Annotated in this window: 19 protein-coding genes; 10 read left to right on the top strand and 9 right to left on the bottom strand. The window is 67.4% G+C overall.

Annotation, left to right across the window (positions count from 1 at the left end):
- Nucleotides 1–5: 5 nt before the first annotated feature.
- Nucleotides 6–842, bottom strand: a complete 837-nt coding sequence (locus HWX25_RS11120) for a DMT family transporter (RefSeq protein ID WP_175908509.1) — start codon at nucleotides 840–842, stop codon at nucleotides 6–8.
- A 114-nt stretch (nucleotides 843–956) separates the two neighbouring features.
- On the opposite strand from HWX25_RS11120, the gene selD reads away from it, so the two are divergent.
- The 3 genes from selD (at nucleotide 957) to HWX25_RS11105 (ending at nucleotide 4,003) form a co-directional block, all read left to right on the top strand.
- A complete protein-coding gene (gene selD, locus HWX25_RS11115) occupies nucleotides 957–2,021 on the top strand; it encodes a selenide, water dikinase SelD (RefSeq protein ID WP_175908508.1) in 1,065 nt (354 codons plus the stop codon).
- A 70-nt stretch (nucleotides 2,022–2,091) separates the two neighbouring features.
- Complete coding sequence (locus HWX25_RS11110; RefSeq protein ID WP_059814928.1) at nucleotides 2,092–2,688, top strand: LysE family transporter; 597 nt, start codon at nucleotides 2,092–2,094, stop codon at nucleotides 2,686–2,688.
- Nucleotides 2,689–2,923: 235 nt separating this feature from the next.
- Entirely contained in the window at nucleotides 2,924–4,003 is a 1,080-nt protein-coding gene (locus HWX25_RS11105; protein ID WP_059528497.1) for a purine nucleoside permease, read from the top strand.
- Between the two features lie 230 nt (nucleotides 4,004–4,233).
- Here the strand turns inward: HWX25_RS11105 and HWX25_RS11100 are convergent, their stop codons facing one another.
- Entirely contained in the window at nucleotides 4,234–4,527 is a 294-nt protein-coding gene (locus HWX25_RS11100) for a DUF4148 domain-containing protein (protein ID WP_059528494.1), read from the bottom strand.
- Between the two features lie 417 nt (nucleotides 4,528–4,944).
- Nucleotides 4,945–5,949, bottom strand: a complete 1,005-nt coding sequence (gene ceoR / locus HWX25_RS11095) for a putative multidrug efflux transcriptional regulator CeoR (RefSeq protein ID WP_059692278.1) — start codon at nucleotides 5,947–5,949, stop codon at nucleotides 4,945–4,947.
- A 173-nt stretch (nucleotides 5,950–6,122) separates the two neighbouring features.
- Between ceoR and HWX25_RS11090 the strand changes: the two genes are divergently transcribed.
- Genes HWX25_RS11090 through opcM form a run of 4 tightly spaced genes read left to right on the top strand, consistent with a single transcriptional unit; the run spans nucleotide 6,123 to nucleotide 13,025 of the window.
- The gene (locus HWX25_RS11090; RefSeq protein WP_059814924.1) at nucleotides 6,123–6,983 is read left to right on the top strand and encodes an alpha/beta hydrolase; all 861 of its coding nucleotides are present in this window, start codon (nucleotides 6,123–6,125) and stop codon (nucleotides 6,981–6,983) included.
- A 31-nt stretch (nucleotides 6,984–7,014) separates the two neighbouring features.
- Nucleotides 7,015–8,232 (top strand): multidrug efflux RND transporter periplasmic adaptor subunit CeoA, encoded by a 1,218-nt coding sequence (gene ceoA / locus HWX25_RS11085; RefSeq protein ID WP_059528484.1) that lies wholly within the window; start codon nucleotides 7,015–7,017, stop codon nucleotides 8,230–8,232.
- A 46-nt stretch (nucleotides 8,233–8,278) separates the two neighbouring features.
- The gene (gene ceoB, locus HWX25_RS11080; protein WP_059528481.1) at nucleotides 8,279–11,479 is read left to right on the top strand and encodes a multidrug efflux RND transporter permease subunit CeoB; all 3,201 of its coding nucleotides are present in this window, start codon (nucleotides 8,279–8,281) and stop codon (nucleotides 11,477–11,479) included.
- 10 nt (nucleotides 11,480–11,489) lie between these two features.
- The gene (opcM, locus tag HWX25_RS11075) at nucleotides 11,490–13,025 is read left to right on the top strand and encodes a multidrug efflux transporter outer membrane subunit OpcM (RefSeq protein WP_175908507.1); all 1,536 of its coding nucleotides are present in this window, start codon (nucleotides 11,490–11,492) and stop codon (nucleotides 13,023–13,025) included.
- Between the two features lie 233 nt (nucleotides 13,026–13,258).
- On the opposite strand, the gene HWX25_RS11070 is transcribed toward opcM, so the two are convergent.
- Nucleotides 13,259–14,149 (bottom strand): LysR family transcriptional regulator, encoded by an 891-nt coding sequence (locus HWX25_RS11070; RefSeq protein WP_059814918.1) that lies wholly within the window; start codon nucleotides 14,147–14,149, stop codon nucleotides 13,259–13,261.
- Nucleotides 14,150–14,247: 98 nt separating this feature from the next.
- Here HWX25_RS11070 and HWX25_RS11065 point away from each other — a divergent pair, with 98 nt between their 5' ends.
- Nucleotides 14,248–14,688 carry a PACE efflux transporter gene (locus tag HWX25_RS11065; protein ID WP_059528471.1) on the top strand — a complete coding sequence of 147 codons (441 nt, stop codon included), beginning with the start codon at nucleotides 14,248–14,250 and terminating at the stop codon, nucleotides 14,686–14,688.
- Between the two features lie 104 nt (nucleotides 14,689–14,792).
- On the opposite strand, the gene HWX25_RS11060 is transcribed toward HWX25_RS11065, so the two are convergent.
- From HWX25_RS11060 to HWX25_RS11040, 5 genes are all read right to left on the bottom strand, one after another.
- On the bottom strand, nucleotides 14,793–15,644 hold the full coding sequence (locus HWX25_RS11060; protein WP_059814915.1) for an alpha/beta hydrolase: 852 nt from the start codon (nucleotides 15,642–15,644) through the stop codon (nucleotides 14,793–14,795).
- 214 nt (nucleotides 15,645–15,858) lie between these two features.
- Entirely contained in the window at nucleotides 15,859–16,188 is a 330-nt protein-coding gene (locus HWX25_RS11055; RefSeq protein WP_175908506.1) for a DUF3579 domain-containing protein, read from the bottom strand.
- A 20-nt stretch (nucleotides 16,189–16,208) separates the two neighbouring features.
- Entirely contained in the window at nucleotides 16,209–17,570 is a 1,362-nt protein-coding gene (locus HWX25_RS11050) for a sigma-54 dependent transcriptional regulator (RefSeq protein ID WP_175908505.1), read from the bottom strand.
- Complete coding sequence (locus tag HWX25_RS11045; RefSeq protein WP_175908504.1) at nucleotides 17,560–19,446, bottom strand: ATP-binding protein; 1,887 nt, start codon at nucleotides 19,444–19,446, stop codon at nucleotides 17,560–17,562. Before HWX25_RS11045 ends, HWX25_RS11050 begins: the two co-directional genes overlap by 11 nt.
- Nucleotides 19,447–19,574: 128 nt before the next feature.
- Nucleotides 19,575–20,939, bottom strand: a complete 1,365-nt coding sequence (locus tag HWX25_RS11040) for a 2-hydroxycarboxylate transporter family protein (RefSeq protein WP_059528443.1) — start codon at nucleotides 20,937–20,939, stop codon at nucleotides 19,575–19,577.
- Nucleotides 20,940–21,362: 423 nt separating this feature from the next.
- Between HWX25_RS11040 and HWX25_RS11035 the strand changes: the two genes are divergently transcribed.
- On the top strand, nucleotides 21,363–22,193 hold the full coding sequence (locus HWX25_RS11035; RefSeq protein ID WP_059814903.1) for a MetQ/NlpA family ABC transporter substrate-binding protein: 831 nt from the start codon (nucleotides 21,363–21,365) through the stop codon (nucleotides 22,191–22,193).
- A 10-nt stretch (nucleotides 22,194–22,203) separates the two neighbouring features.
- Nucleotides 22,204–23,619 (top strand): LLM class flavin-dependent oxidoreductase, encoded by a 1,416-nt coding sequence (locus tag HWX25_RS11030; RefSeq protein WP_175908503.1) that lies wholly within the window; start codon nucleotides 22,204–22,206, stop codon nucleotides 23,617–23,619.
- The last annotated feature ends 11 nt before the right edge of the window (nucleotides 23,620–23,630 follow it).

Genomic DNA, 23,630 nt, shown 5'->3' with positions numbered 1-23,630 from the left:
ATGCGCTACAGCCGAATCAACACCGCGCCCGCGACCACCAGCACACACGCGGCGAGCCGCTGCGCGCCGGGCCGCTCGCGCATCACGAACCAGCCGATCGCGACCGCGAAGATCGAGCTCGTCTCGCGCAGCGCCGACACCGTCGCAACAGGCAGGTATCGATACGCGAGGATCACGATCCCGTATGCGGCGAGCGAGATCGTGCCGGCGATCGCGCCCTGCGCGAGCGCGGTGCGCGACGCGAGCACCGCGCGCGGGCCGCCGCGCAGCACGCAGACGAGCACGAGCTGCGGCACGCTCCACAGCAGATACACCCAAGCGATGTAGCCGAGCGCGCTGCCGGACACGCGCGAGCCGATTCCGTCGCAGATCGAATACGCGGCGATGAACACGCCCGTGAGCAGCGCATACGGCACGCCTTCGCCGGAGAACCGGAAGCCGCGTCGCAGCGCGAGCGACATGATGCCGAACGACACGAGCGCGATGCCCGCGAAGCCGAACGGCGTCGGCCGCTCATGCAGCATCGCGAGCGCCAGCACCGACACGAGCAGCGGCGAAATCCCGCGCGCGATCGGATAGATCTGCCCGAACTCGCCGTTGCGGTACGCGCGCGCCAGCGTGAAGCAGTACGCGACCTCGAGCACCGCCGACGCCGCGACATATGGCCAGGCGGCGGGCGCCGGCGCGGGCAGCAGCACGGCGCCGGCGATGCCGAACGCGAGATACGGCAGCGACATCGTGCCGAGCTGGACGAGCCGGTCTTCGCTGACATGGAGGAAGGCATTCCAGATCGCGTGCAGCAACGCGGAGCACAGCACGAGACCGATGAACAGGTGATCCATGAACGAAGGCGCGGACGGGAAGGGGAGCGGCGAGCGCCGTCAATTATGTGGGTATCCGGCGCGCTCGCGCGGAATTGTCGATAATGGAGCGTTGTTATTCACCGGATGCCGACGATGACCGAAGCCCCCCTCACCCCGCCCGCCGTTCCGCGCCTCACGAGCCTGTCCCACGGCGGCGGCTGCGGCTGCAAGATCGCGCCGGGCGTGCTGTCCGAACTGCTGAAGCGGGCCACGCCGCCGGCGCTGTTCCCGGACCTGCTGGTCGGCACCGAGACCTCCGACGACGCGGCCGTCTACCGGCTGAACGACGAGCAGGCGATCGTCGCGACCACGGACTTCTTCATGCCGATCGTCGACGATCCGTTCGACTTCGGCCGCATCGCGGCAACGAACGCGCTGTCCGACGTCTACGCGATGGGCGGCAAGCCGATTCTCGCGCTCGCGCTGGTCGGGATGCCGATCAACGTGCTGCCGCACGAGACGATCGCGGCCGTGCTGCGCGGCGGCGAATCGGTGTGCGCGGATGCCGGCATTCCGGTCGCGGGCGGCCACTCGATCGATTCGGTCGAGCCGATCTACGGGCTCGCGGCGATCGGCGTCGTGCATCCGTCGCGCGTGAAGCGCAACGCGGCCGCGCGCGCGGGCGACGTGCTCGTGCTCGGCAAGCCGCTCGGCGTCGGCGTGCTGTCGGCCGCGCTGAAGAAGAATCAGCTCGACGACGCAGGCTACGCGCAGATGGTTGCGACGACCACCAAGCTGAACCGGCCGGGTGCCGAACTCGCCGCGCTGCCGGGCGTGCATGCGTTGACCGACGTCACGGGCTTCGGGCTGCTCGGCCACACGCTCGAACTCGCGCGCGGCGCGAATCTCACCGCACGCGTGCATTACGCGTCGCTGCCGTGGCTGGCGGGCGTCGAGGCGTTCGTCGCCGACGGCGTGTTCACCGGCGCATCGGGCCGCAACTGGGCGGCGTATGGCGCCGACGTGCGGCTCGCCGACGGGCTGCCGACGGTCGCGCAGGCGCTGCTGACCGATCCGCAGACATCCGGCGGCCTGCTGGTCGCGTGCGCGCCGGACGCGGTCGACGACGTGCTCGCGTGCTTCCGCGCCGACGGTTTCGATCGCGCGGCCGTGATCGGCGAGATGGTGGACGGCCCCGCGCGCGTCGACGTCGCCTGACGCGTTTCCTTATCGCGGATCACTGTCGGTCGCTAGAATCGATGCCTTCTCTCGAAGGCATCGACGACCGATGAACGATTTCCTGTTCGGGCTGACGATCGCGCTGTCGGTCGGGCCCGTCGCGCTGATGATCGCGAACCACGGGATGCGCGCCGGCACCGCGAGCGGCGTGCGCGCGGCGGTCGGCGTGGCGTCGGCCGACGGCTGCTATGCGCTCGTCGCGTTCACGCTCGGCGCGATGCTCGCGAGCACGCTCGCGTCGTACCTGCCGCTGTTCCGCTTCGTCGGCGCGCTCGTGTTGCTCGCCATGGGCGCACGCATGCTGTGGCAGGCGCTGAAGGATCGGCGCCGCACGCTGGATGGCGCCGCCCCGCCGCCGGGCACGCGCCCGTTCACGTCGATGTTCGTCGTCACGCTCGCGAATCCGCTGACCATCCTGCTGTTTTATGGCTATGCCACCGCCACCGCCGCTGCCGGCGCGCACCGGCACTGGCTGCTCGGCGCCGCGTGCGTGTTTGCCGGCAGTCTCGCCGGACAACTCGTGTTCGCGTTCGGCGGCAGCGCGATCGGGCGCATCGTGAAGTCGCCCCGATGGCTCGTGGCAAGCCATGTGCTGGCGGCGCTCGTCGTGCTCGGTTATGGCGTCGCGGGGATGCTGCGCGTTTAGCGAATCGGATGCCGTCGCCGGTCACGATCGATAGCGGCGATGTCGCGTCGCCCAATCGAATGGCATTCCTGATTTTTTGTCGGATATCGTTCGAACCACGCGCACACGAACCGCGTGATCGAACGCCGCGGGCCGTTTCGTAGCCGGGTTCCGCATCGCGCACGCGCGTTCTATACTCCCTCGCGCAGTCTCCGAGAGCCGTTCTCACCCAACATCACCGAAACAAGGAACGCCGATGCTGACTCGCTCCATCCTTTCCGCCGCTGCATTCTCGCTTGCCGCCTGTGCGACCGCGCCGTCGATCGCGCAGGATCACCAGGGCAACGATGCGGGCAATGCTGCATTCGCCGAGACCGGTGCACAGGGCCGCCCGGTCAAGGTCATGATCATCACGATGTTCGGTCCGGAGGGCCAGGCATGGCTCGACCGGCTCGGCCCGTGGCGCGACATCACCGTGCCCGGCCTGTCGCCCGACTATCCGGCCGTTCACTGCAACAAGCAGGACGTGTGCGTGGTGACGACCGGCATGGGCTACGCGAACGCCTCCGCGACGATCATGGCGCTCACGTTCTCGCAGCGCTTCGACCTGCGCCGCACGTATTTCCTCGTGTCGGGCATCGCGGGCGTCGACCCCGCGCAAGGCACGGTCGGTTCCGCCGCCTGGTCGAAATATCTGGTCGACTTCAGCCTGCAGTGGGAACTCGATGCGCGCGAGATTCCGGCCGGCTGGAACACCGGCTTTCTCGGTATCAATACGAAGAGCCCGAACGACAAGCCGCCGCTCGACTACCGCACCGAAGTATTCCAGCTCAACCCGCAGCTGACGGACGCGGCGTATGCGCTCTCGCGCAACGTCGTGCTCGCCGACAGCGCGCAGGCCCAAGCCGCGCGCGCGAAGTTCACGTATGCGCCGGCGAACCGGCCGCCGACGGTGATCCAGTGCGACACGTCATCGGGCAATACGTGGTTCTCGGGCACGCTGATCGGCGAGCGCGCGCGTCAGTGGACGAAGATCCTCACCGACGGCAAGGGCACCTACTGCATGACTGCGCAGGAAGACAACGCGACGTACGAAGCGCTCAAGCGCGCGGCGAGCGTGAAGCGGGTCGACCTGTCGCGCGTCGCGGTGCTGCGCACGGGCTCCGATTTCGACCGGCCGTATGCGGGGCAGACGAGCGCGGACAACCTGCTGAACTACGCGGATCAAGGCGGTTTCGCGCCGGCGACCGAAAACCTGTATCGCGCCGGCAACCCGCTCGTGCAGGACATCGTCACGCACTGGGGCGAATGGCGCGACGGCGTGCCGCGCCGTTGACGGGCGCACGCTGTCGACGAGACGTCGGCGCGAAGTAGTCAATGCGATTGCGGCGCGGAACGGAACGGCGTCCACACCGGCGTGGTGTCGTCCCAATGATCGAGCGGCGAAGGAAGGTGGTCGTTCATCACAGACTCCTGCAACTAACTGACTAATCGAATGTTGGACGGCGGTATCGCGACGCCGCGCGGCGGATCATCCGCTGCGCGGCGTTGCGCGTTTACCGACGTTCAGCGGGCCCCGCCTGCGAGCTGGTTGCTTTCCGGCATCGAGCGATACGGGCCTTGCGCGAGTTCGAGACCTTGCGGATACGAATTCGCCTTGCGCAGCCAGGCCAGCGTGCCGTCGCGGCGTGCCTGTTCGACTTCGGCGCTGACTTCGGCGCGCGTGCGCGGGCCGTTGTGCTGCGTGTACCACGACGTGTTGCCGTAGTCGCCGGCGTGCGCGGTGGTCGTATCGGCGAAGGCCGGTGCGGACACGGCGAGTGCGAGGGCGACGGCGGAGAGAAGATGGCGGCGGTTCATGACGTAACTCCTGTGTTAGTCGGAGTTGGCGCCTGAGCGCTCGCTCCGGTCCCGTCAAACGGGGCTGTTCGATGCGCAACGAGGTGCGCGACAGGGTTTACTCTAGGTATCTGTCCCGACGCGATAAATGCGGCAGACGCGAATTGATTTGTCGTGATCGAGGAACAATCGCGATTCGCAACGTCGTCAGGGGGATGTCGAAATCGCCCGCAGCCGCCTGCAGCGGGCCTCGCGGCGGTATGCCACTGCTCGCGCAGTGACGTGCGCGGACCATTGCCGCACGCGGCGAAAAGGTGTGATGCGGATTCGGAAAAGGCGAGGTGCGCGGCGAGGAAGGTGGCACGAAGGCGACACCGCAGCGGCACGAAGGCGGGACGGCGCGCGGGCCGGACAGCCCGCGCGCCGCGGTTCAGACGATTACGCGACCCACTCGTTGATGACCGGCGTGTCGAGCGCCGGCGCGCGCTCGGCTTCCTCGAACGTGCGCTTGCTGCACGTCGCGTCGAGGCTGCCCTTGCCGCTCAGCAGCGGGCAGCGGTCGAACACTTCGGCGATCCAGTCGACGAACACGCGCACCTTTGGCGACAGGTGCCGGCTGTGCGGATACACGACCGAGATCGGCATCGGCAGCGGTTTCAGGCCGGGCAGCACTTCCTTGAGCCGGCCGTCGCGCAGGTGCGGCAGCACCATGAACAACGGCGGCTGGATCAGGCCGAAACCTTCGAGCCCGCAGGTCACGTACGCATCGGCGTCGTTGACCGACACGATCGCGTTCATCTTGACCTCGACTTCCTTGCCGTCCGTGAGGAAGGTCCAGTCGATCGTGCGGCCCGTGCGGCTCGAGAAGTAGTTGACGGCCCGGTGGTCGCCCAGGTCCTCGATCGCGTGCGGCTCGCCGTGCTTCTCGAGATACGCGGGCGACGCCACCGACACGCATTCGAACAGGCCGACGCGGCGCGCGACGAGCGACGAGTCCTGCAGCGCACCGACGCGGATCACGCAGTCGACGCCTTCCTGCAGCAGGTCGACCGGTCGGTCGGACAGGCCGAGTTGCAGGTCGATGTCCGGATAGCGCGTGTGGAATTCGCACAGCGACGGAATCACGAGCAGCCGCCCGATCGAGCCCGGCATGTCGATACGCAACTTTCCGTGCGGCTTCCGGTTGTTGTTCTGGAAGCTTGCTTCGGTTTCCTCGACATCGGCGAGGATCCGCACGCAGCGTTCGTAGTACGCGGCGCCGTCAGGCGTCAGCGACAAGCGGCGCGTGGTCCGGTGCATCAGGCGCACGCCGAGAAATGCTTCGAGATTCTGGATGATCGTCGTGACGGATGCCCGCGGCAGGCTGAGTGTTTCTGCTGCCTTGGTGAAGCTGCTTGTATCGACGACGCGAGTAAACACCTGCATGGCCTGAAGCCGGTCCATCACAACCTCCGCAATCTAATTTGCCGCCGGAACAAGAAGGCTGCGCCGCTTTGTAGGCGGCGCAGCCTGGGATTGTTCGGGGGTGTTGAATTGTGTTGCCGGATTATAGGCATTTATCCCAATGTCTGCCGGACCCAGAATTCGTTCCATCTCGAAATGGATGCTGCATCGTCATGGACGCTTCTGAATTCAGCAAATTCCTGAAAGCCGCATTGCCCGCCGAAGCCAGAGCCGGCGCGGCATTGACGGTCGCGGAGGTGGAAATCCCCGGCTACGCGCAGGACATCGTGCTGCGCCTCTATCGGCGTGCGGACAAGACCGGACTGCCGGTAGTGCTTTATTTCCACGGCGGCGGTTTCGTGCGCGGCACGCTCGACGACGCCGACTTCGCCGCGCGCTTTTTAGCAGAACGCTTACCAGCTCTCGTAGTGTCGGTCGATTATTCGCTCGCGCCGGCCTTTCCTTTTCCGGCCGCGCCGGAGGATGCGTATCGCGCCGCCGTATGGGCCGCGACGCGCGCCCGCGCGTTCGGCGGCAATCCGAAGAAGATCGGCGTCGCGGGGCACGACGCGGGCGGCCAGCTCGCGAACTGTCTCGCGTTCATCGCGCGCGATCGCGGTGAAGTGTCGATCGCCGCGCAGGCGCTGTTCGGGCCGATGCTCGACCCGAGCATGACGCGCATCGGCGACGCCGAACGCCTTTCATCGGACATCACCGCGCGCGAATGCGCGGCCTGTTATCGCGCCTATCTGCCGCAGGCGGCGCAGCGCATGCACCCGTATGCCGCGCCGCTCGAATCGGTGCGCCTCGCGGGCCTGCCGCCGACGCTCGTCGTCACCGCGCAGAACGACGTGCTGCACGTCGAAGCGGAGAAATATGCGGGCTGCCTGATTTCATCGGGCGTGCTCACGCAGGTGATCCGCTACCCGGACGTCACGCACGCGTCGCTCGCGACGCACGAAGCCGCGCTCGAGGAGGCCGTGCGCTTCTTCCAGTGCCGCTTCCAGGCGCGCCAGCCGAACCGTTCCGAATAACCAGACCAATCCACGCTTATTGGAGATCCACATGGCCATCCTACGCACCTCCCGCTCCCGAATCGCGACCGCGGCGATCGTGACGCTTGCCGTCGTCGGCCTCGGCACGTTCGGCGCGATGCGCGTGAACGCGAACGCACCCGAGAAAGCGGCGGCGCCGCTGCCGGAAGTCGACGTCGCGACTGTCGTGCCGCAGACCGTCACCGATTGGCAAAGCTATTCGGGCCGCCTCGAGGCGGTCGAGAAAGTCGACGTGCGCCCGCAGGTGTCGGGCACGATCGTCGCGGTGAACTTCAAGGACGGTGCGCTCGTGAAGAAGGGCGACGTGCTGTTCGTGATCGACCCGCGCCCGTATCAGGCCGAAACCGACCGCGCGGCCGCGCAGCTCGCCGCCGCGCAGGCCCGCAACGGCTACGCGCAGAGCGACTGGCAGCGCGCGCAGCGGCTGATCGGCGACAACGCGATCGCGAAGCGCGACTACGACGAGAAGCAGAACGCCGCGCGCGAGGCGAGCGCGAACCTGAAGGCCGCCGAAGCCGCGCTGGAAACGGCGCGCATCAATCTCGGCTACACGCGCATCACCGCCCCCGTGTCGGGCCGCGTGTCGCGCGCGGAAATCACGCTCGGCAACGTCGTGTCGGCCGGTGCGTCGGCCGCGCCGCTGACGACGCTGGTATCGGTGTCGCCGATCTACGCATCGTTCGACGCGGACGAGCAGACCTACCTGCAATACATCAACGGCGCGCGCAACGGCCGCAAGGTGCCGGTCGAGCTGGGTCTCGCGAATGAAACCGGCTACTCGCGCAGCGGCGAGATCGACTCGGTCGACAACCGGCTCGACACGTCGTCCGGCACGATCCGCGTGCGCGCGCGTTTCGACAACGCGGACGGCGCGCTCGTCCCGGGTCTCTACGCACGCGTGAAGGTGGGCGGCAGCGCGCCGCACCAGGCGCTGCTCGTCGACGACGCGGCGATCAACACCGACCAGGACAAGAAGTTCGTGTTCGTCGTCGACCAGCAGGGCCGCGTGTCGTATCGCGAAGTGCAGCAGGGCCTGCAGCACGGCAACCGGCGCGTGATCGTGAGCGGCCTGTCCGCCGGCGATCGCGTGATCGTGAACGGCACGCAGCGCGTGCGCCCGGGCGAGCAGGTGAAGCCGCACATGGTCCCGATGACGGGCGGCGATGCGCCGTCCGCGCCGCTCGCGGATAACGCGAAGCCGGCCGCACCGGCGAAGGCGGAATCGTAAGCGGCCCGCCGCTACGGTTTACGCGTTCAACCAGACAGAGCCAGACATGAACATTTCAAAATTCTTTATCGACCGGCCGATCTTTGCAGGAGTCCTATCGGTGATCATCCTGCTCGGCGGGGTGATCGCGATGTTCCTGCTGCCGATTTCGGAGTATCCGGAAGTCGTGCCGCCTTCCGTGATCGTGAAGGCGCAGTACCCCGGCGCCAACCCGAAAGTGATCGCCGAGACGGTCGCGTCGCCGCTCGAGGAGCAGATCAACGGCGTCGAGGACATGCTCTACATGCAGTCGCAGGCGAACAGCGACGGCAACATGACGATCACCGTCACGTTCAAGCTGGGCACCGATCCGGACAAGGCCACGCAGCTCGTGCAGAACCGCGTGAACCAGGCGCTGCCGCGTTTGCCGGAAGACGTGCAGCGGCTCGGCATCACCACGGTGAAGAGCTCGCCGACGCTGACGATGGTGGTCCACCTGATCTCGCCGGACAACCGCTACGACATGACCTACCTGCGCAACTACGCGCTGATCAACGTGAAGGATCGCCTGTCGCGGATCCAGGGCGTCGGTCAGGTGCAGCTGTGGGGCTCGGGCGACTATGCGATGCGCGTGTGGCTCGATCCGCAGAAGGTCGCGCAGCGCGGGCTGTCCGCCGAGGACGTCGTGCAGGCGATCCGCGAGCAGAACGTGCAGGTCGCGGCCGGCGTGATCGGCGCGTCGCCGTCGCTGCCCGGCACGCCGCTGCAGTTGTCGGTGAACGCGCGCGGCCGTCTGCAGACGGAAGACGAGTTCGGCGACATCGTCGTGAAGACGACGCCGGACGGCGGCGTCACGCACCTGCGCGACATCGCGCGCATCGAACTGGATGCGTCCGAATACGGGCTGCGCTCGCTGCTCGACAACAAGCCGGCCGTTGCGATGGCGATCAACCAGTCGCCGGGCGCGAACTCGCTGCAGATCTCCGACGAAGTGCGCAAGACGATGGCCGAGCTGAAGCAGGACATGCCGGCCGGCGTCGACTACAAGATCGTCTATGACCCGACGCAGTTCGTGCGCTCGTCGATCAAGGCCGTGGTGCACACGCTGCTCGAAGCGATCGCGCTGGTCGTGATCGTCGTGATCGTGTTCCTGCAGACCTGGCGCGCATCGCTGATTCCGCTGATCGCGGTGCCGGTGTCGATCATCGGCACGTTCTCGCTGCTGCTCGGCTTCGGTTATTCGATCAACGCGCTGTCGCTGTTCGGGATGGTGCTCGCGATCGGTATCGTGGTCGACGATGCGATCGTGGTCGTCGAGAACGTCGAGCGCAACATCGAAAGCGGGATGAACGCGCGGCAGGCGACCTACAAGGCGATGCAGGAAGTGAGCGGGCCGATCATCGCGATCGCGCTGACGCTCGTCGCCGTGTTCGTGCCGCTCGCGTTCATGTCGGGCCTGACCGGCCAGTTCTACAAGCAGTTCGCGATGACGATCGCGATCTCGACGGTGATCTCGGCGTTCAACTCGCTGACGCTGTCGCCGGCGCTGTCCGCGATCCTGCTGAAGGGCCACGGCGACAAGGAGGACTGGCTCACGCGCGCGATGAACCGCGTGCTCGGCGGCTTCTTCAGGCGCTTCAACAAGGTGTTCCATCGCGGCGCGGAGAACTACGGCCGCGGCGTGCGCGGCGTGCTGTCGCGCAAGACGCTGATGCTCGGCGTGTACCTCGTGCTGGTCGGCGCGACCGTGCTCGTGTCGAAGATCGTGCCGGGCGGCTTCGTGCCCGCGCAGGACAAGGAATACCTGATCGCGTTCGCGCAGTTGCCGAACGGCGCGTCGCTCGATCGCACCGAGAAGGTGATTCGCGACATGGGCTCGATCGCGCTGAAGCAGCCGGGCGTCGAAAGCGCGGTCGCGTTCCCGGGGCTGTCGGTGAACGGCTTCACCAACAGCTCGAGCGCGGGCATCGTGTTCGTCACGCTGAAGCCGTTCTCGGAGCGGCACGGCAAGGCGTTGTCCGCCGGCGCGATCGCCGGTGCGCTGAACCAGCAGTACGGCGCGATCAAGGACTCGTTCGTCGCGGTGTTTCCGCCGCCGCCGGTGCTCGGCCTCGGCACGCTCGGCGGGTTCAAGATGCAGATCGAGGATCGCGGCGCGGTCGGCTACGCGAAGCTGTCGGATGCGACCAACGACTTCATCAAGCGCGCGCAGCAGGCACCGGAACTCGGCCCGTTGTTCACGAGCTACCAGATCAACGTGCCGCAGCTCAACGTCGACCTCGATCGCGTGAAGGCGAAGCAGCTCGGCGTGCCGGTCACCGACGTGTTCAACACGATGCAGGTGTATCTCGGCTCGCTGTACGTGAACGACTTCAACCGCTTCGGACGCGTGTACCAGGTGCGCGTGCAGGCCGATGCGCCGTTCCGTCAGCGCGCGGACGACATCCTGCAGCTGAAGACACGCAACGACCGTGGCGAGATGGTGCCGCTGTCGTCGCTCGTCACGGTAACGCCGACGTTCGGCCCGGAAATGGTCGTGCGCTACAACGGCTACACGGCGGCCGACATCAACGGCGGCCCGGCGCCGGGCTTCTCGTCGGGCCAGGCGCAGGCCGCGATCGAGCGCATCGCGCATGAAACGCTGCCGCGCGGCGTGCGGTTCGAATGGACCGACCTCACGTACCAGCAGATCCTCGCGGGCGATTCGGCGATGTGGGTGTTCCCGATCAGCGTGCTGCTCGTGTTCCTCGTGCTCGCCGCGCTGTATGAAAGCCTGACGCTGCCGCTCGCGGTGATCCTGATCGTGCCGATGAGCATTCTGTCGGCGCTGACGGGCGTGTGGCTCACGCAGGGCGACAACAACATCTTCACGCAGATCGGCTTGATGGTGCTGGTGGGGTTGTCGGCGAAGAACGCGATCCTGATCGTCGAATTCGCACGCGAACTGGAGCACGACGGCAGGACGCCGCTCGAGGCCGCGATCGAGGCGAGCCGGCTGCGGCTGCGCCCGATCCTGATGACGTCGATCGCGTTCATCATGGGCGTCGTGCCGCTCGTCATGTCGACGGGCGCGGGCTCCGAGATGCGACATGCGATGGGTATCGCGGTGTTCTTCGGGATGCTCGGCGTGACGCTGTTCGGGCTGATGTTGACGCCGGTGTTCTACGTCGTGCTGCGCACGCTGGCGGGCGGCAAGATCCACGTCGCCGGCAAGGACTCCGCCGGCTATGGCGTGCCGGGCCAAGGCGTGCCGGCTTCGGATGCTTGAGGATAAAAAGATGGACAACATGCACAACTCGAATGGCCTGATGCGCTTCGCGAAGGTGGCGGCCGCGAGCACCTTGCTCGCGACGCTGCTCGCCGCGTGCGCGGTGGGGCCCGACTACAAGCGCCCGGACGTGTCGACGCCCGCGGCGTTCAAGGAAGCGCCGACGCTCGCGGCCGGCGAACAGGCCGGCACGTGGAAGACCGCCGAACCGGCGGACGGCGAGCATCGCGGCGAATGGTGGAAGGTGTTCGGCGATCCGGTGCTCGACTCGCTCGAATCGCAGGCGCTCGCCGCGAACCAGAACCTGAAGGCCGCGGCGGCGCGCGTCGAGGAAGCGCGTGCGGCGACCCGCACCGCGCGCTCGCAGTGGTTCCCGCAGGTCGGCGCCGGATTCGGGCCGACGCGCGAAGGGCTGTCGTCGGCGTCGCAGTTCCAGCCGCAGGGCACGGGCCCGACCACGGCGACGCTGTGGCGCGCGCAGGGCACGGTGTCGTACGAGGCAGACCTGTTCGGCCGCGTGAGCCGCAACGTCGAGGCGTCGCGCGCCGACCAGGCGCAGAGCGAAGCGCTGTTCCGTTCGGTGCAGCTCGCGCTGCAGGCGGACGTCGCGCAGAACTACTTCGAACTGCGCCAGCTCGACTCGGATCAGGACCTGTACCGTCGCACGGTCGAACTGCGCGACCAGGCGCTCAAGCTCGTGCAGCGCCGCTTCAACGAGGGCGACATCAGCGAGCTCGACGTGTCGCGCGCGAAGAACGAACTGGCGACCGCGCAGGCCGATGCGGTCGGCGTCGCGCGCCGGCGCGCGGCGTCCGAGCATGCGCTCGCGATCCTGCTCGGCAAGGCGCCCGCGGACTTCGCGTTCAAGGAGACGCCGATCGTGCCGGTCGCGGTGAAGGTGCCCGCCGGCCTGCCGTCCGCGCTGCTCGAACGCCGCCCGGACGTGTCGGCGGCCGAGCGCGCGATGGCGGCCGCGAACGCGCGGATCGGCCTCGCGAAGTCGGCGTATTTCCCGAAGCTCGATATCACGGGTGCGTTCGGTTATGAAGCGTCGACGCTCGGCAACCTGTTCCTGTGGTCGAGCCGCACGTTCCTGCTCGGGCCGTTCGCCGGCACCGCGCTGACGCTGCCGCTGTTCGACGGCGGGCGCCGTGCGGCCGGCGTGCAGCAGGCGCGCGCGCAGTATGACGAGCAGGTCGCGAACTACCGGCAGCAGGTGCTCGTCGCGTTCCGCGAGGTCGAGGACAATCTCGCCGATCTGCGTCTGCTCGACGACCAGATTCGCGCGCAGGATGCGGCCGTCAATGCGTCGCGCCGTGCGGCGACGCTGTCGCGTACGCAGTATCAGGAAGGTGAGGTCGCCTATCTCGACGTGATCGACAGCGAGCGGTCGGTGCTGCAGTCGCAATTGCAGGCGAACCAGCTGACCGGTGCGCAGGCCGTGTCGACCGTCAACCTGATCCGCGCGCTGGGCGGCGGGTGGGGCGCGGCGACGACGGCGGTCGGCGATGCGGCGACGGGCAAGCAGGAAGTCGCCGTGCGTTGATATGCCGGCCGGCGACGGGCTGCCGTAACGGGCGGTCGATCGAAGAACCCGATCCGTGGTAACGCGGATCGGGTTTTTTTGTTGGCCTTTTGTCGCGGTGCCGCAGGTGCGTCGCTCCGGTTGCAGGTCCCACGTCGGATTGGGGGATTGCCGGAAGACGCGAAGCAACTGCAACTAACGGTCGAGCCGTCGGGCGTTGACCAACGCTGCGGCGGCATTCGCCGCCGCACCGCTTACCTGCTGTCGCTTTCCGCCCGCAGCGCCCGCACCAGTTCGCTGGCCGCCTTGCCGAGCCCCGTGTACTTCGGCCGGCGCAGGTACACGGGCAGCGGCAGCCCGTTGCGGATGTTTGCGAACACGAGCGGCGCCAGTTCGCCGTCTTCGACATACCGGCCGATCAGCGATTCGGGCAGGTTCGCCCAGCCGTGTCCGGCCTTCACGAGCGCGATCGCGGTGGCCATGTCGGTCACCTTCCACGTGCGGTTGCCGATCACGGGACGCACGTCGGTGAGCGGCCGTTCTGGGTCCGCGATAACGATCTGCCGAAACCCCGACAGCCGTTCGATCGCCTCGGGATGCGCGGCTTCGGCAATCGACGGATGACCGGGCGCGGCGACGGCGATCAGCGTCTCGGTCCACAGCGCGTGGATCTGCTCCTGCGGATGAAGATCGAGCCCGCCGTACGCGACGCAGAGATCGATCGCGCCGCGATGCAATGCGTCGACGATCGCGTCCTGCGGCGCGGTGACGATGCTGATCGCGAGCGCCGGATATTTCGCGGCGACGGCGGTCAGTGCGCGCGCAACGGGCGCGCCGTCGAGCTCCGCCGCGAGGCCGAGCCGCAGCGTGTCCTCGACGCCTTCCGACAAGTGCTGCGCATGCGCGCGCAACGCCTGCAACCGTTCGGCGATCGACCGCGCATCGGGCAGCAGCGCGGCCATCGCGGCGGTCGGCGTGGGCTCGCGCGTGCCGCGATCGAACAGCACGAGGTCCAGCTCGGCCTCGAGGTTCGCGATCGCCATGCTGACCGCCGACGGCGTGCGGCCGAGCGCGCGCGCGGCCGCCGAGAACGAGCCTTTGTCGATGACGGTCAGCAGCATGTCGATGTGGTCGCTGGTCAGCATCGGCGGCCTCCTGTCAGAAAAATTGAAAGGACCTGACTTTTGCGGGCGAAGTGCCCGCTGTAGTCTCGCCACCTCGTTCGATATGAAGGTGGTGGGTCATGCAAGGATGGAAGAGACGCATAGTCTACGTCGTGATGTTCGAGGTGCTCGGCATCCTCGTCGCATCGTCGGTACTCGGCATGCTGAGCGGCGCGAGCGCGACGACGAGCGGCCTGCTCGGCGTGATGATCTCGACGACGGGCGTCATCGTCAATTTTCTGTACAACCTCGGGTTCGAGGCGTGGGAGCGGCGCCGCGCGGAAACGACGCGCACCGTCGCGCGGCGCGTCGTGCATGCGATCGGTTTTCAGGTCGCGCTCGTGACGTTCCTGATCCCGCTGATCGCGTGGTGGCTCGACGTGTCGCTGGTGCAGGCGTTCCTGTACGACGCAGTGCTGATCGTGTTCTTCCCGATCTTCACGTTCGCGTACAACTGGTCGTTCGACAGCGTGTTCGGGTTGCCGGATGCGGTGACGCGCAAGCCCGAACCGATCATGTGACGCGAACGCGAACGAAGCGCTGCGATGCAGGCAACCCGCATCGCAGCGCTTCGAATGAGAAAAGGGGATTAAGCAACGGGCGGCGCGAATGCCGCCCGCGAGCGTTACGCGGCGACGAACTCGTGCACGTAACGGTTGAACACTGCGGGGCTCGCCGCGTTCATCCCGTGCGACGCACCGGCGACGGTCTGCCGTTGCGCATCGCCGATCCATTGCGACAGCGTGTCGACGTTGTTGCGGAACATCTTCGGGCTGCGCTGGCCGTCGATCAGCAGCGTGCGGCACGCGATGTCCGACGCCGAGTGCTGCGAATACGCGGGCAGCGGATCCTGAAGCTGCTTCGGCAGCGTGCTCGCGTTGTCGATCGCCATCGTGCGAAAGCGCGACGTGCTCTTCTTCCAGGCGCCGGGCAGGCTCACCGAATCGACGAACATCTCGAGGCCGGCTTCCACTTCGCCTTCCCCGATCAGGTTCACGGCCTTCGTGCGCAGTGCGATCGCGGCGGCCGGCAACGCGGCTTCGCGCACGCCCGGCTGCTGCAGCGGGCCGCCCGGATCGGCGAGCGTCAGCGTGTCGACGAGTTGCGGATGCTGGCGGGCGACGTTGAACGCGACGCTGCCGCCACGCGAGTGGCCGACGAGATGCACGGGGCCGAGATCGAGTGCGTCGATGAATTCGGCGAGTTCGTCGACATGGTTCTGCCAGCTGAATTCGTCCTGGATGCCGGCTTCGACGGCCGGCCAGTAGTGGCTCAGGCTAGGAGCGATGCAGCGGTAGTGCGCCGACAGCGACGCGAGTTGCGGCTCCCAGTAACGGTAGTCGCACAACGATCCGTGCACGAACACCATCGGCGCGCCGCTCCCCCGCTCGACATACGGCAGGCTGATGCCCGACGAAAGCGTCGCAAATTGCAGGTCCGGGTTCGCGAGCACCGACGGCTCGATTCGCATGTTCATGACTGAAAACTCAATGGGTGCGTCATCACGTCGCAACTATGCCTCACGGCAAGCTGCAAGGAAAACGCATAATTTTCATCGTCACGATCAATTTTATTGATGGTTCGGCTGAAAACCCTTGTCGCAGCGTGGGGATGTGGCGAAGCTTTCAATCATCTGATGATTGATTGCGCGGATGAAAGCGCGGCGAAGGCCGCCGAACGCGGCCCGCGCATTACCGCACCACCAGCGCGGGCGCGGTCTGAAGCTCGACGGGAAGATCGTTGTCGGCGGCGAACTGCATCGCGAAGTCGAACGCGTCGGCGCATACGTCGCGCAATTCGTCCGACACGAACAGGCATTTGACGCCGCCGTCGACGACCGGCATCGCAAGCCGCGACAGCGCGCACGGATAGCCGGGCCGCCGCTCGCCGACGAACAGCGTGATGACGCCCGCGAGTCGTTCGGGCCAGTCGCTCGGGCGGAACGTCTTGTGTGCGCGGGTGACACCGCGGATCAGGTGGCCGTCGATGCGGCCGCGTGCGGTGATGTCGATGCGATCCATGCCGTGCGTATCCTTTCGCGTCATTCGCCGCCGTCGGCCGCCGCGTCGCCGCGCGCGGGAATCCGCAGGTTGCGCAGCTTGTGATAAAGCGTCTTCTTCGGCATGCCGAGCGCGACGCTCGCATCCGCCACGTTGCCGTTGTGACGCTGCAGCGCGTCCTCGATCAGCATCCGCTCGAAATATGCGAGCTGCTCCGCGAGCGTGTCGCCCGCGACGGGCGCACCGCCGGACGACAGCAGGCTGTCGCCGGTCAGCCCGAGCACGAAGCGATCGGCCACGTTCTGCAGTTCGCGCACGTTGCCGGGCCATGCATGGGTCATCAGTTCGGATACCTGCGCAGCGGTGACGACCGGCGCCGGCTGCCCGAAGCGCCGCGCGGCTGCGAGCACGAAATGCTCGAACAGCAGCGGCACGTCCTCGCGCCGCTCGCGCAGCGGCGGCAGCTCGATCTGCGCGACGTTGAGCCGATACAGCAAGTCCGCGCGGAAGCGCCCGTCGGCCGCGAGTTCGGCGAGATCGGCCTTCGACGCGGCGACGACGCGGCAATCGACCGGAATCAGCTCGTTCGCGCCGAGCCGCTCCACCACGCGTTCCTGCAGCACGCGCAGCATCTTGATCTGCAGCGGAATCGGCATCGTCTCGATCTCGTCGAGGAACAGCGTGCCGCCGTGCGCCCATTCGATCTTGCCGATGCGCTTCTTGATCGCGCCGGTGAATGCGCCGGCCTCGTGGCCGAACAGCTCGCTCTCGAACACCTGCTCGGGCAGGCCGCCGCAATTCAGCGCGACGAAATGCGCATCGCGCCGGCCGCCGAAGTCGTGCAGGCTGCGCGCGATCAGTTCCTTGCCAGTGCCCGTCTCGCCGGTGATGAGCACCGACACCGACGTATCGGCGAGGCGCAGGATCTTCTTGCGCACCTCGGCCATTGCGGGCGACTTGCCGAGCACGAACGCCTCGATGCCCTGCCAGTTGTTGAGCGCCGCGCGCAGCCCCTGCACCTCGAGCGTGAGCCTGCGCTTCTCGACCGCGCGCGCGACGCGGCCGGCGATCACGTCCGACGAGAACGGCTTCTCGATGAAGTCGTATGCGCCGTCCTGCATCGCGCCGACGGCCGTCGAAATGTCGGCGTGGCCGCTGATCAGCACGACCGGAATCTGCGTATCGACGGCCATCACGCGTTCGAGCAGCTGCAGCCCGTCGATGCCCGGCATCCGCACGTCCGACACGATCACGACGGGCGCGCCGGGCGCGACGTGCGCGAGCGCGTCGGCGGCCGACGCGAACGCGTCGACCGGGAACCCCGCGAGCGCGACGGCCTGCTCGACGCCGATCCGGACGTTTTCATCGTCCTCGACGACCAGCACGCGAATCTCATCTTCCATGCTCTGTCCTTTGTTGCGGCGTGACCGCCGCGAATTCGATGGTGAACTGCGCGCCGCCGGCGTCGCGGTTCGTCGCGGCGATCTTCGCGCCGAACGCCTCGACGATGCGCGACGTGATCGCGAGGCCGAGCCCGAGGCCCTGGCCGCGCGGCTTGGTGGTGACGAACGGCTCGAACAGGTGCGGAAGCACCTCGGGCGCGATGCCGGCGCCGCTGTCTGCGACGGTGAGGCGCACGCGGCCGGCTGCGTCCGCATCGTCGGCTTCGATGACGATGCGCCGCACCGGCGCGTCATGCACCGCGTCGAGCGCGTTGCCGAGCAGGTTCACGATCACCTGCTGCAACTGGCTTGATTCCGCGGATACCGTCGTGCCGGGCGCGATGTTCACGTCGAGCTGCACGCCTTCGTCGCGGATCCGCGCATCGTAGATGAGCCGCGCGTGCGCGACGGCCTCGTTCAGCGACACGGCGACGCGCTCGACATCGGGCTTGCGCGCGAAGGTCTTCAGCTCGCCGGTGAGCACGGCCATGCCGTCGACCAGCTTGCCGATCCGTTCGAGATTGGCGTATGCCGGCGCCGGCTGGCCGCGCTCGAAGAACGTGCGTGCGTTGTCGCACAGCGTGCGGATCGCGACGAGCGGCTGGTTCAGCTCGTGCGTGAGGCCCGCGGCCATCTGCCCGAGCACCGCGAGCTTGCCCGCGTGCACGACTTCCTGCTGCGAATCGCGCAGCCGCTGCTCGGTGCGTTCGCGTTCGACGATCTCGCGCTGCATCCGCTCGTTCGCGGCCGTCAGCGCGGCCGTGCGCTGCGCGACGGTCAACTCGAGCCGGTCGTTCGCGCGGCGCAGCGCGTCCTGCGCGTTCAGCCGCGCGACGATCGCCCGGCGGCGCTGGATCGCGTAGCCGACCAGCAGCGCGGCGATCAGGAACGCGCCGGTGACGAACACGAACGCGGTTTGCTGCTGGCGCCGCGCGCCGGCGATGTCGAGCAGCGCCATCAGCGAGTCGCCGGCCTGCGGCGCGGGCCGCGACATCACGAGATAGCGTGTGCTGCGGCCGGCGTGACGCGGATCCGGGAACGTGCCGAACCATGCGGCGGCGCTGCGGTCGCCGATGTGGCGATACGGCAGCACGTCGACCGTACGGCCCGCGTATTGCCGCGACGCCTGGATGTCGCGCTGCTGCTGCGCGGTGATCGGGCGCAACGCGGTGAATTTCCACGCCGGCTCGGTCGAGATCACGACCACGCCGTTGCCGTCGACCACCATCGCGGCGACGCCCGGCGCGCGCCACGCGGATTCGAGCGGGTCGACGCTGATCTTCACGGCCGCCGCACCGATCGGCACGCCGTCGTCGCGCACCGCGCTCGCGAAGTAGACGCCCGGCACGCCGGTGTTGGTGCCGATCCCGAAGAAGCGGCCGCTGCCGTGTGCCAAGGCATCCTTGAAGTACGGCCGGTACGACACGTTGGTGCCGACGAAGCTGATCGTCTCGTTCCAGTTGCTGGCGGCGATCACTTCGCCCTGCAGGTCGATCACGTCGACGGCACCGCTGCCCGCGTCGCGGTTCACGGCTTCGAGATACGTGTTCACGGTGTGCGTGAGCGCGGGCCGGTCTTGCGGCGCGGCCCGCAGCAGCGCGCGCACTCCGTCCTGGCGGGCGACCAGGCCGGGCAGGATCTCGAAGCGGCCGAGTTCGCTCTTCAGGCTCGACGCGTACAGGTCGAGCCGATGCGCGCCGGTTTCCTCGAGCGCGTCGATCGCGCGTTCCCACGCAAAATCGACGGCCGCGCCCGCCACGCCGACATACAGCACGGCGGCCGACGCCCACCCCCACCACGGGATTCCCTTGAAGCTCTTCTGCACGTTCGCCCTCATCGAAGCCCGCAACCGGTCGTCCGCAACCGGCCCCCGGAGCGACGCCCCGAACGACGCGCGCCGCGCGCCGGCAGGGCCGGCGGCGGCGCGAGCGAAGCAGCCTGCGCGACGGTGCGCGCAGCGGCGCGTCATCCGAAGTGCGCGACCAGGATCAGCGTCACCGTGACGACGATTGCGCCGCCGATGCGCGTCGCGATCTGCGCGAACGGCATCAGCTGCATCCGGTTCGCGGCGGTCAGGATCGCGACGTCGCCGGTGCCGCCTTGCCCGCTGTGGCAGGCGTTCACGATTGCGGTGTCGATAGGGTACATCTTCAGCAGGCGGCCGACCACGAAACCGGTGCCCATCAGCGTCGCGACGGTCGACACGATCGTGACGACGTTGACGATCGTGAAGGCGGCGGTCAGCTTGTCCCACGGCGTCATCGCGACGCCGATCGCGAACAGCAGCGGATACGTCACGGCGGTCGAGAAGAACTTGTAGACGACGAACGCGCCTTCCTGCAGCGGCGGCGACACCGCGCGCGCGAGCTTCACCAGCACCGCGAGGAACAGCATCGCAACCGGCGCGGGCAGGCCGAACAGCTTGTGCGCCATCAGGCCGACGAGGTACAGCGTGATCGCCGTGATGCCGGCGCCCGCGATGTGCGTGACGTCGACGTGGCCGCGGATTTCCTCGCTTTCCGGCGTCATGTCGCCGCTTTCGCCGACCTGGAGGCGGCCGTTGCCGGTCAGGTGCGGCAGGCGCTTGCCGAGCATGTCGAGCGCGCCCGACAGGATGATCGCGGTCAGGCTGCCGAGCATCACCGGCGGCAGCACCATCGCGAACATCTCGCCCTGCGGCAGGTGCATCAGTTCCGAATAGCCGATCGACAGCGGAATCGCGCCTTCGCCGACGCCGCCCGCCATGATCGGCACGACGATGTACAGCAGCGTGTGGCGCGCGCCGAGGCCGAGCGCGGTGCCGACCGCCGTGCCGACGATCGCGGCCGCGACCGAGCCGGCGGCGAGCGGAATGAAGATCTTCACGAAGCCCTGGATCAGCACGCGCCGGTCCATGCTCAGGATGCTGCCGACGATGATCGACGCGATGAACAGGTACAGGAAGTTCGTCGACTTCGTGAACTCGACGGTGAGGTTCAGCACCGGCTTCGGCAGCACGTGGTAATAGGTGAGCGCCGACGGCACGAAGGTCGCGAAGATCGCGGCCGCGCCGATGTTGCGCAAGAGCGGCAGGCGCTTGCCGAGTTCCGCGCAGGTGAAGCCGAAGAACGCGAGCACGGCGATCGCCATCGAGATCTCGCCGGGCACCTTGCCCGTCACCGCGAAGCCGACGATCAGCCCGAACAGGATCACGTAGACCGGCAGCGGGATGATGCCGATGCGGATTTCCATCAGCTTCCACCAGCCTTCAGGCCAGAAGCGCTCGCGCGCGGCGGGACCGGCTTCGGCAATCGGCTCGGCACGGGTGGGGGTAGGGATTGAGGTCTGCAAGACGTGTCTCCTGATGTTGGAATGCCTGCATGGCTTCGCGGCATCGTGTGCCTTCTATTACGCAACCCCCGTGCCAGAAATCCGGCCTGCCGAAATATTTGCAATGCATTGATTCATAAGGAATTTGTTTCGTCTGCGGAAAGGATTCAGCCGCAGGCTGGCCGAGATTTCGGAATTCGCCCGCCGGCCAGGCCGAGATTTCGGCCAACTGGCCATCCGGGCGCCCGCCAGCGCGGCGGATTGCGCGCCATATCGCCGCACGCGATTTTCTTCGCACAATCGCTTCGTAGACCGCCTTCCCGACGCTCTCTATCATCGGCTGATCCTTTTCCGATGCGACGACGACCGTCCGGAGAACGCCCGCGCGTTCGCCGCGGCGTCGCTCATCCGTCGATACCGTCTTTGGACAGGAGAGTGGTTCCCATGCTGCATGCCGTTTTTTCCACCCGTTTTTCCCCCGGCCGCGTGACCCGCCTGCTGGCCGCCGCGCTGCTCGGCGTCGTGATGCTGAACGGCGCGCGTGCCGATACCGCGCCGTTGAAGGTCGGCATCTCGACGAGCCCGCAGATCGATGCGCTGAAGATCGCCGCGAAGGAGGCGAAGGAGCAGGGCCTCGACGTGCGGATCGTCGAGTTCACCGACTGGAATACGCCGAACGCGGCGCTCGCGAACAAGGACATCGACGTCAATTACTTCCAGCACATCCCGTTTCTCGAGAACGCGAAGAAGCAGGGCGGCTACAACTTCGTATCGATCGCGCCCGGCACGATCATGAAGATCGGTCTCTATTCGAAGAAGGTGAAGCGCTTCGACGAGCTGAAGGACGGCGCGCGCGTCGCGATCGCGAACGATCCGGTAAACGGCGGGCGCGGGCTGTTGCTGCTGCAGCGCGCGGGCCTCATCACGCTGAAGCCGGGCGCCGACTACCGCGCGACGACGCACGACATCGTGTCGAATCCGAAACACCTGAAGATCATCCCGCTCGAAGCGTCGCAGCTCGCGCGCTCGCTCGACGACGTCGATCTCGCGCAGGGCTACCCGAGCTTCATCAAGCTCGCCGGCACGACCGACCCGAACAGCGCGCTGCTGTTCGACGGCACCGAGAACAAGAACTTCGCGATCCAGTGGGTCGTGCGGCCGGAGAGCGTGAACGATGCGCGCATCCGCAAGTTCATCGCGATCTACCAGCACTCGCCGGCGGTGCGCCGGGCGCTCGACAACGCGTTCGGCTCGCTGTACGCGATCGCGTGGTGACGGAGGCGACATGACGACGGCGAACCGCAAGAAGATCCTGCTCAACGCGTTCAACATGAACTGCGTCGGGCACATCAACCACGGGCTGTGGACGCATCCGCGCGACCGCTCCGCGCACTACACCGATCTCGACTACTGGGCCGATCTCGCGCGGACGCTCGAACGCGGCAAGTTCGACGGGATCTTTCTCGCGGACATCGTCGGCGTGTACGACGTGTTCGGCGGCGGCCCGGACGCCGCGCTGCGCGAATCGGTCCAGGTGCCCGTCAACGATCCGCTGCTGCTCGTGCCCGCGATGGCGCAGGTCACGCAACATCTCGGCTTCGGCGTGACCGCGAACCTGACCTACGAGCCGCCTTACCTGTTCGCGCGCCGCATGTCGACGCTCGACCACCTGACGAAGGGGCGCGTCGGCTGGAACATCGTGACCGGCTATCTCGACAGCGCCGCGCGCGGGATGGGCCTCGCGCAGCAGATCGGCCACGACGACCGCTACGAACGCGCGGACGATTACATGGACGTCGTCTACAAGCTGTGGGAACAGAGCTGGGACGACGACGCGGTGATCCGCGATGCGCACGCGCGCGTGTTCGCGCAGCCGGGCAAGGTGCGGCGCGTGAAGCACGACGGGCCGTTCTATTCGGTCGACGCGATCCACCTGAGCGAGCCGTCGCTGCAGCGCACGCCGGTGCTGTACCAGGCCGGTTCGTCGGCGCGCGGCGTCGAATTCGCGGGGCGGCATGCGGAATGCGTGTTCGTGAACGGGCAGAGCAAGGCCGCCGCGCGCGCGGCCGTGCTCGACATTCGCGCGGCCGCCGCACGGCAGGGGCGCGACCCGGCATCGATCCGGATTTTCGCCGGCGTGAGCGTCGTGACCGCCGAGACCGAACGTCTCGCGCGCGAGAAGTTCGACGAATACCGGCGCTACGCGAGCCCGGAAGCCGGCCTCGCGCATTTCGCGAGCTCGACCGGCATCGACTTCGCGAAGTACGGCCTCGACGAGCCGATCTCGTACGTGAAGACCGACTCGATCCAGTCGGCCGTCGACGCGATCTCGCGCAAGAGCACGACCGGCACTTGGACCGTGCGCCGGATGCTCGAACAGATGTCGCTGGGTGGCCGCTATGCGCCGATCGTCGGTTCGCCGTCGCAGGTCGCGGACGAACTGCAGTCGTGGATCGACGAGACGGGCATCGACGGTTTCAACCTGACGCGCACCGTGATGCCCGAGTCGTTCGAGGATTTCGTCGACTGGGTCGTGCCGGAATTGCAGAACCGCGGCGTCTACAAGGAAGACTACGATTCCGCCCCGACGCTGCGCGAGAAACTGTTCGGCGCCGGCGCACGGCTGCCGGCCTGGCACACGGGCGCGCGGCACCGGCCCACCGCGCCGGCGACGGAACCCGCGCATCCCGCGCATGCATGAACGTGACGGAG

This window comes from Burkholderia sp. BCC1640, assembly GCF_902833125.1.
GTDB classification, from domain to species: Bacteria; Pseudomonadota; Gammaproteobacteria; order Burkholderiales; family Burkholderiaceae; genus Burkholderia; species Burkholderia diffusa.
This window is presented reverse-complemented; position numbering and strand designations above follow the sequence as displayed.

Bases quoted from the DNA above. Each gene is read 5' to 3' on its own strand.
- HWX25_RS11120 (WP_175908509.1), bottom strand. From the start codon at position 842: ATGGATCACCTGTTCATCGGTCTCGTGCTGTGCTCCGCGTTGCTGCAC.
- selD (WP_175908508.1), top strand. From the start codon at position 957: ATGACCGAAGCCCCCCTCACCCCGCCCGCCGTTCCGCGCCTCACGAGC.
- HWX25_RS11110 (WP_059814928.1), top strand. From the start codon at position 2,092: ATGAACGATTTCCTGTTCGGGCTGACGATCGCGCTGTCGGTCGGGCCC.
- HWX25_RS11105 (WP_059528497.1), top strand. From the start codon at position 2,924: ATGCTGACTCGCTCCATCCTTTCCGCCGCTGCATTCTCGCTTGCCGCC.
- HWX25_RS11100 (WP_059528494.1), bottom strand. From the start codon at position 4,527: ATGAACCGCCGCCATCTTCTCTCCGCCGTCGCCCTCGCACTCGCCGTG.
- ceoR (WP_059692278.1), bottom strand. From the start codon at position 5,949: ATGGACCGGCTTCAGGCCATGCAGGTGTTTACTCGCGTCGTCGATACA.
- HWX25_RS11090 (WP_059814924.1), top strand. From the start codon at position 6,123: ATGGACGCTTCTGAATTCAGCAAATTCCTGAAAGCCGCATTGCCCGCC.
- ceoA (WP_059528484.1), top strand. From the start codon at position 7,015: ATGGCCATCCTACGCACCTCCCGCTCCCGAATCGCGACCGCGGCGATC.
- ceoB (WP_059528481.1), top strand. From the start codon at position 8,279: ATGAACATTTCAAAATTCTTTATCGACCGGCCGATCTTTGCAGGAGTC.
- opcM (WP_175908507.1), top strand. From the start codon at position 11,490: ATGGACAACATGCACAACTCGAATGGCCTGATGCGCTTCGCGAAGGTG.
- HWX25_RS11070 (WP_059814918.1), bottom strand. From the start codon at position 14,149: ATGCTGACCAGCGACCACATCGACATGCTGCTGACCGTCATCGACAAA.
- HWX25_RS11065 (WP_059528471.1), top strand. From the start codon at position 14,248: ATGCAAGGATGGAAGAGACGCATAGTCTACGTCGTGATGTTCGAGGTG.
- HWX25_RS11060 (WP_059814915.1), bottom strand. From the start codon at position 15,644: ATGAACATGCGAATCGAGCCGTCGGTGCTCGCGAACCCGGACCTGCAA.
- HWX25_RS11055 (WP_175908506.1), bottom strand. From the start codon at position 16,188: ATGGATCGCATCGACATCACCGCACGCGGCCGCATCGACGGCCACCTG.
- HWX25_RS11050 (WP_175908505.1), bottom strand. From the start codon at position 17,570: ATGGAAGATGAGATTCGCGTGCTGGTCGTCGAGGACGATGAAAACGTC.
- HWX25_RS11045 (WP_175908504.1), bottom strand. From the start codon at position 19,446: ATGAGGGCGAACGTGCAGAAGAGCTTCAAGGGAATCCCGTGGTGGGGG.
- HWX25_RS11035 (WP_059814903.1), top strand. From the start codon at position 21,363: ATGCTGCATGCCGTTTTTTCCACCCGTTTTTCCCCCGGCCGCGTGACC.
- HWX25_RS11030 (WP_175908503.1), top strand. From the start codon at position 22,204: ATGACGACGGCGAACCGCAAGAAGATCCTGCTCAACGCGTTCAACATG.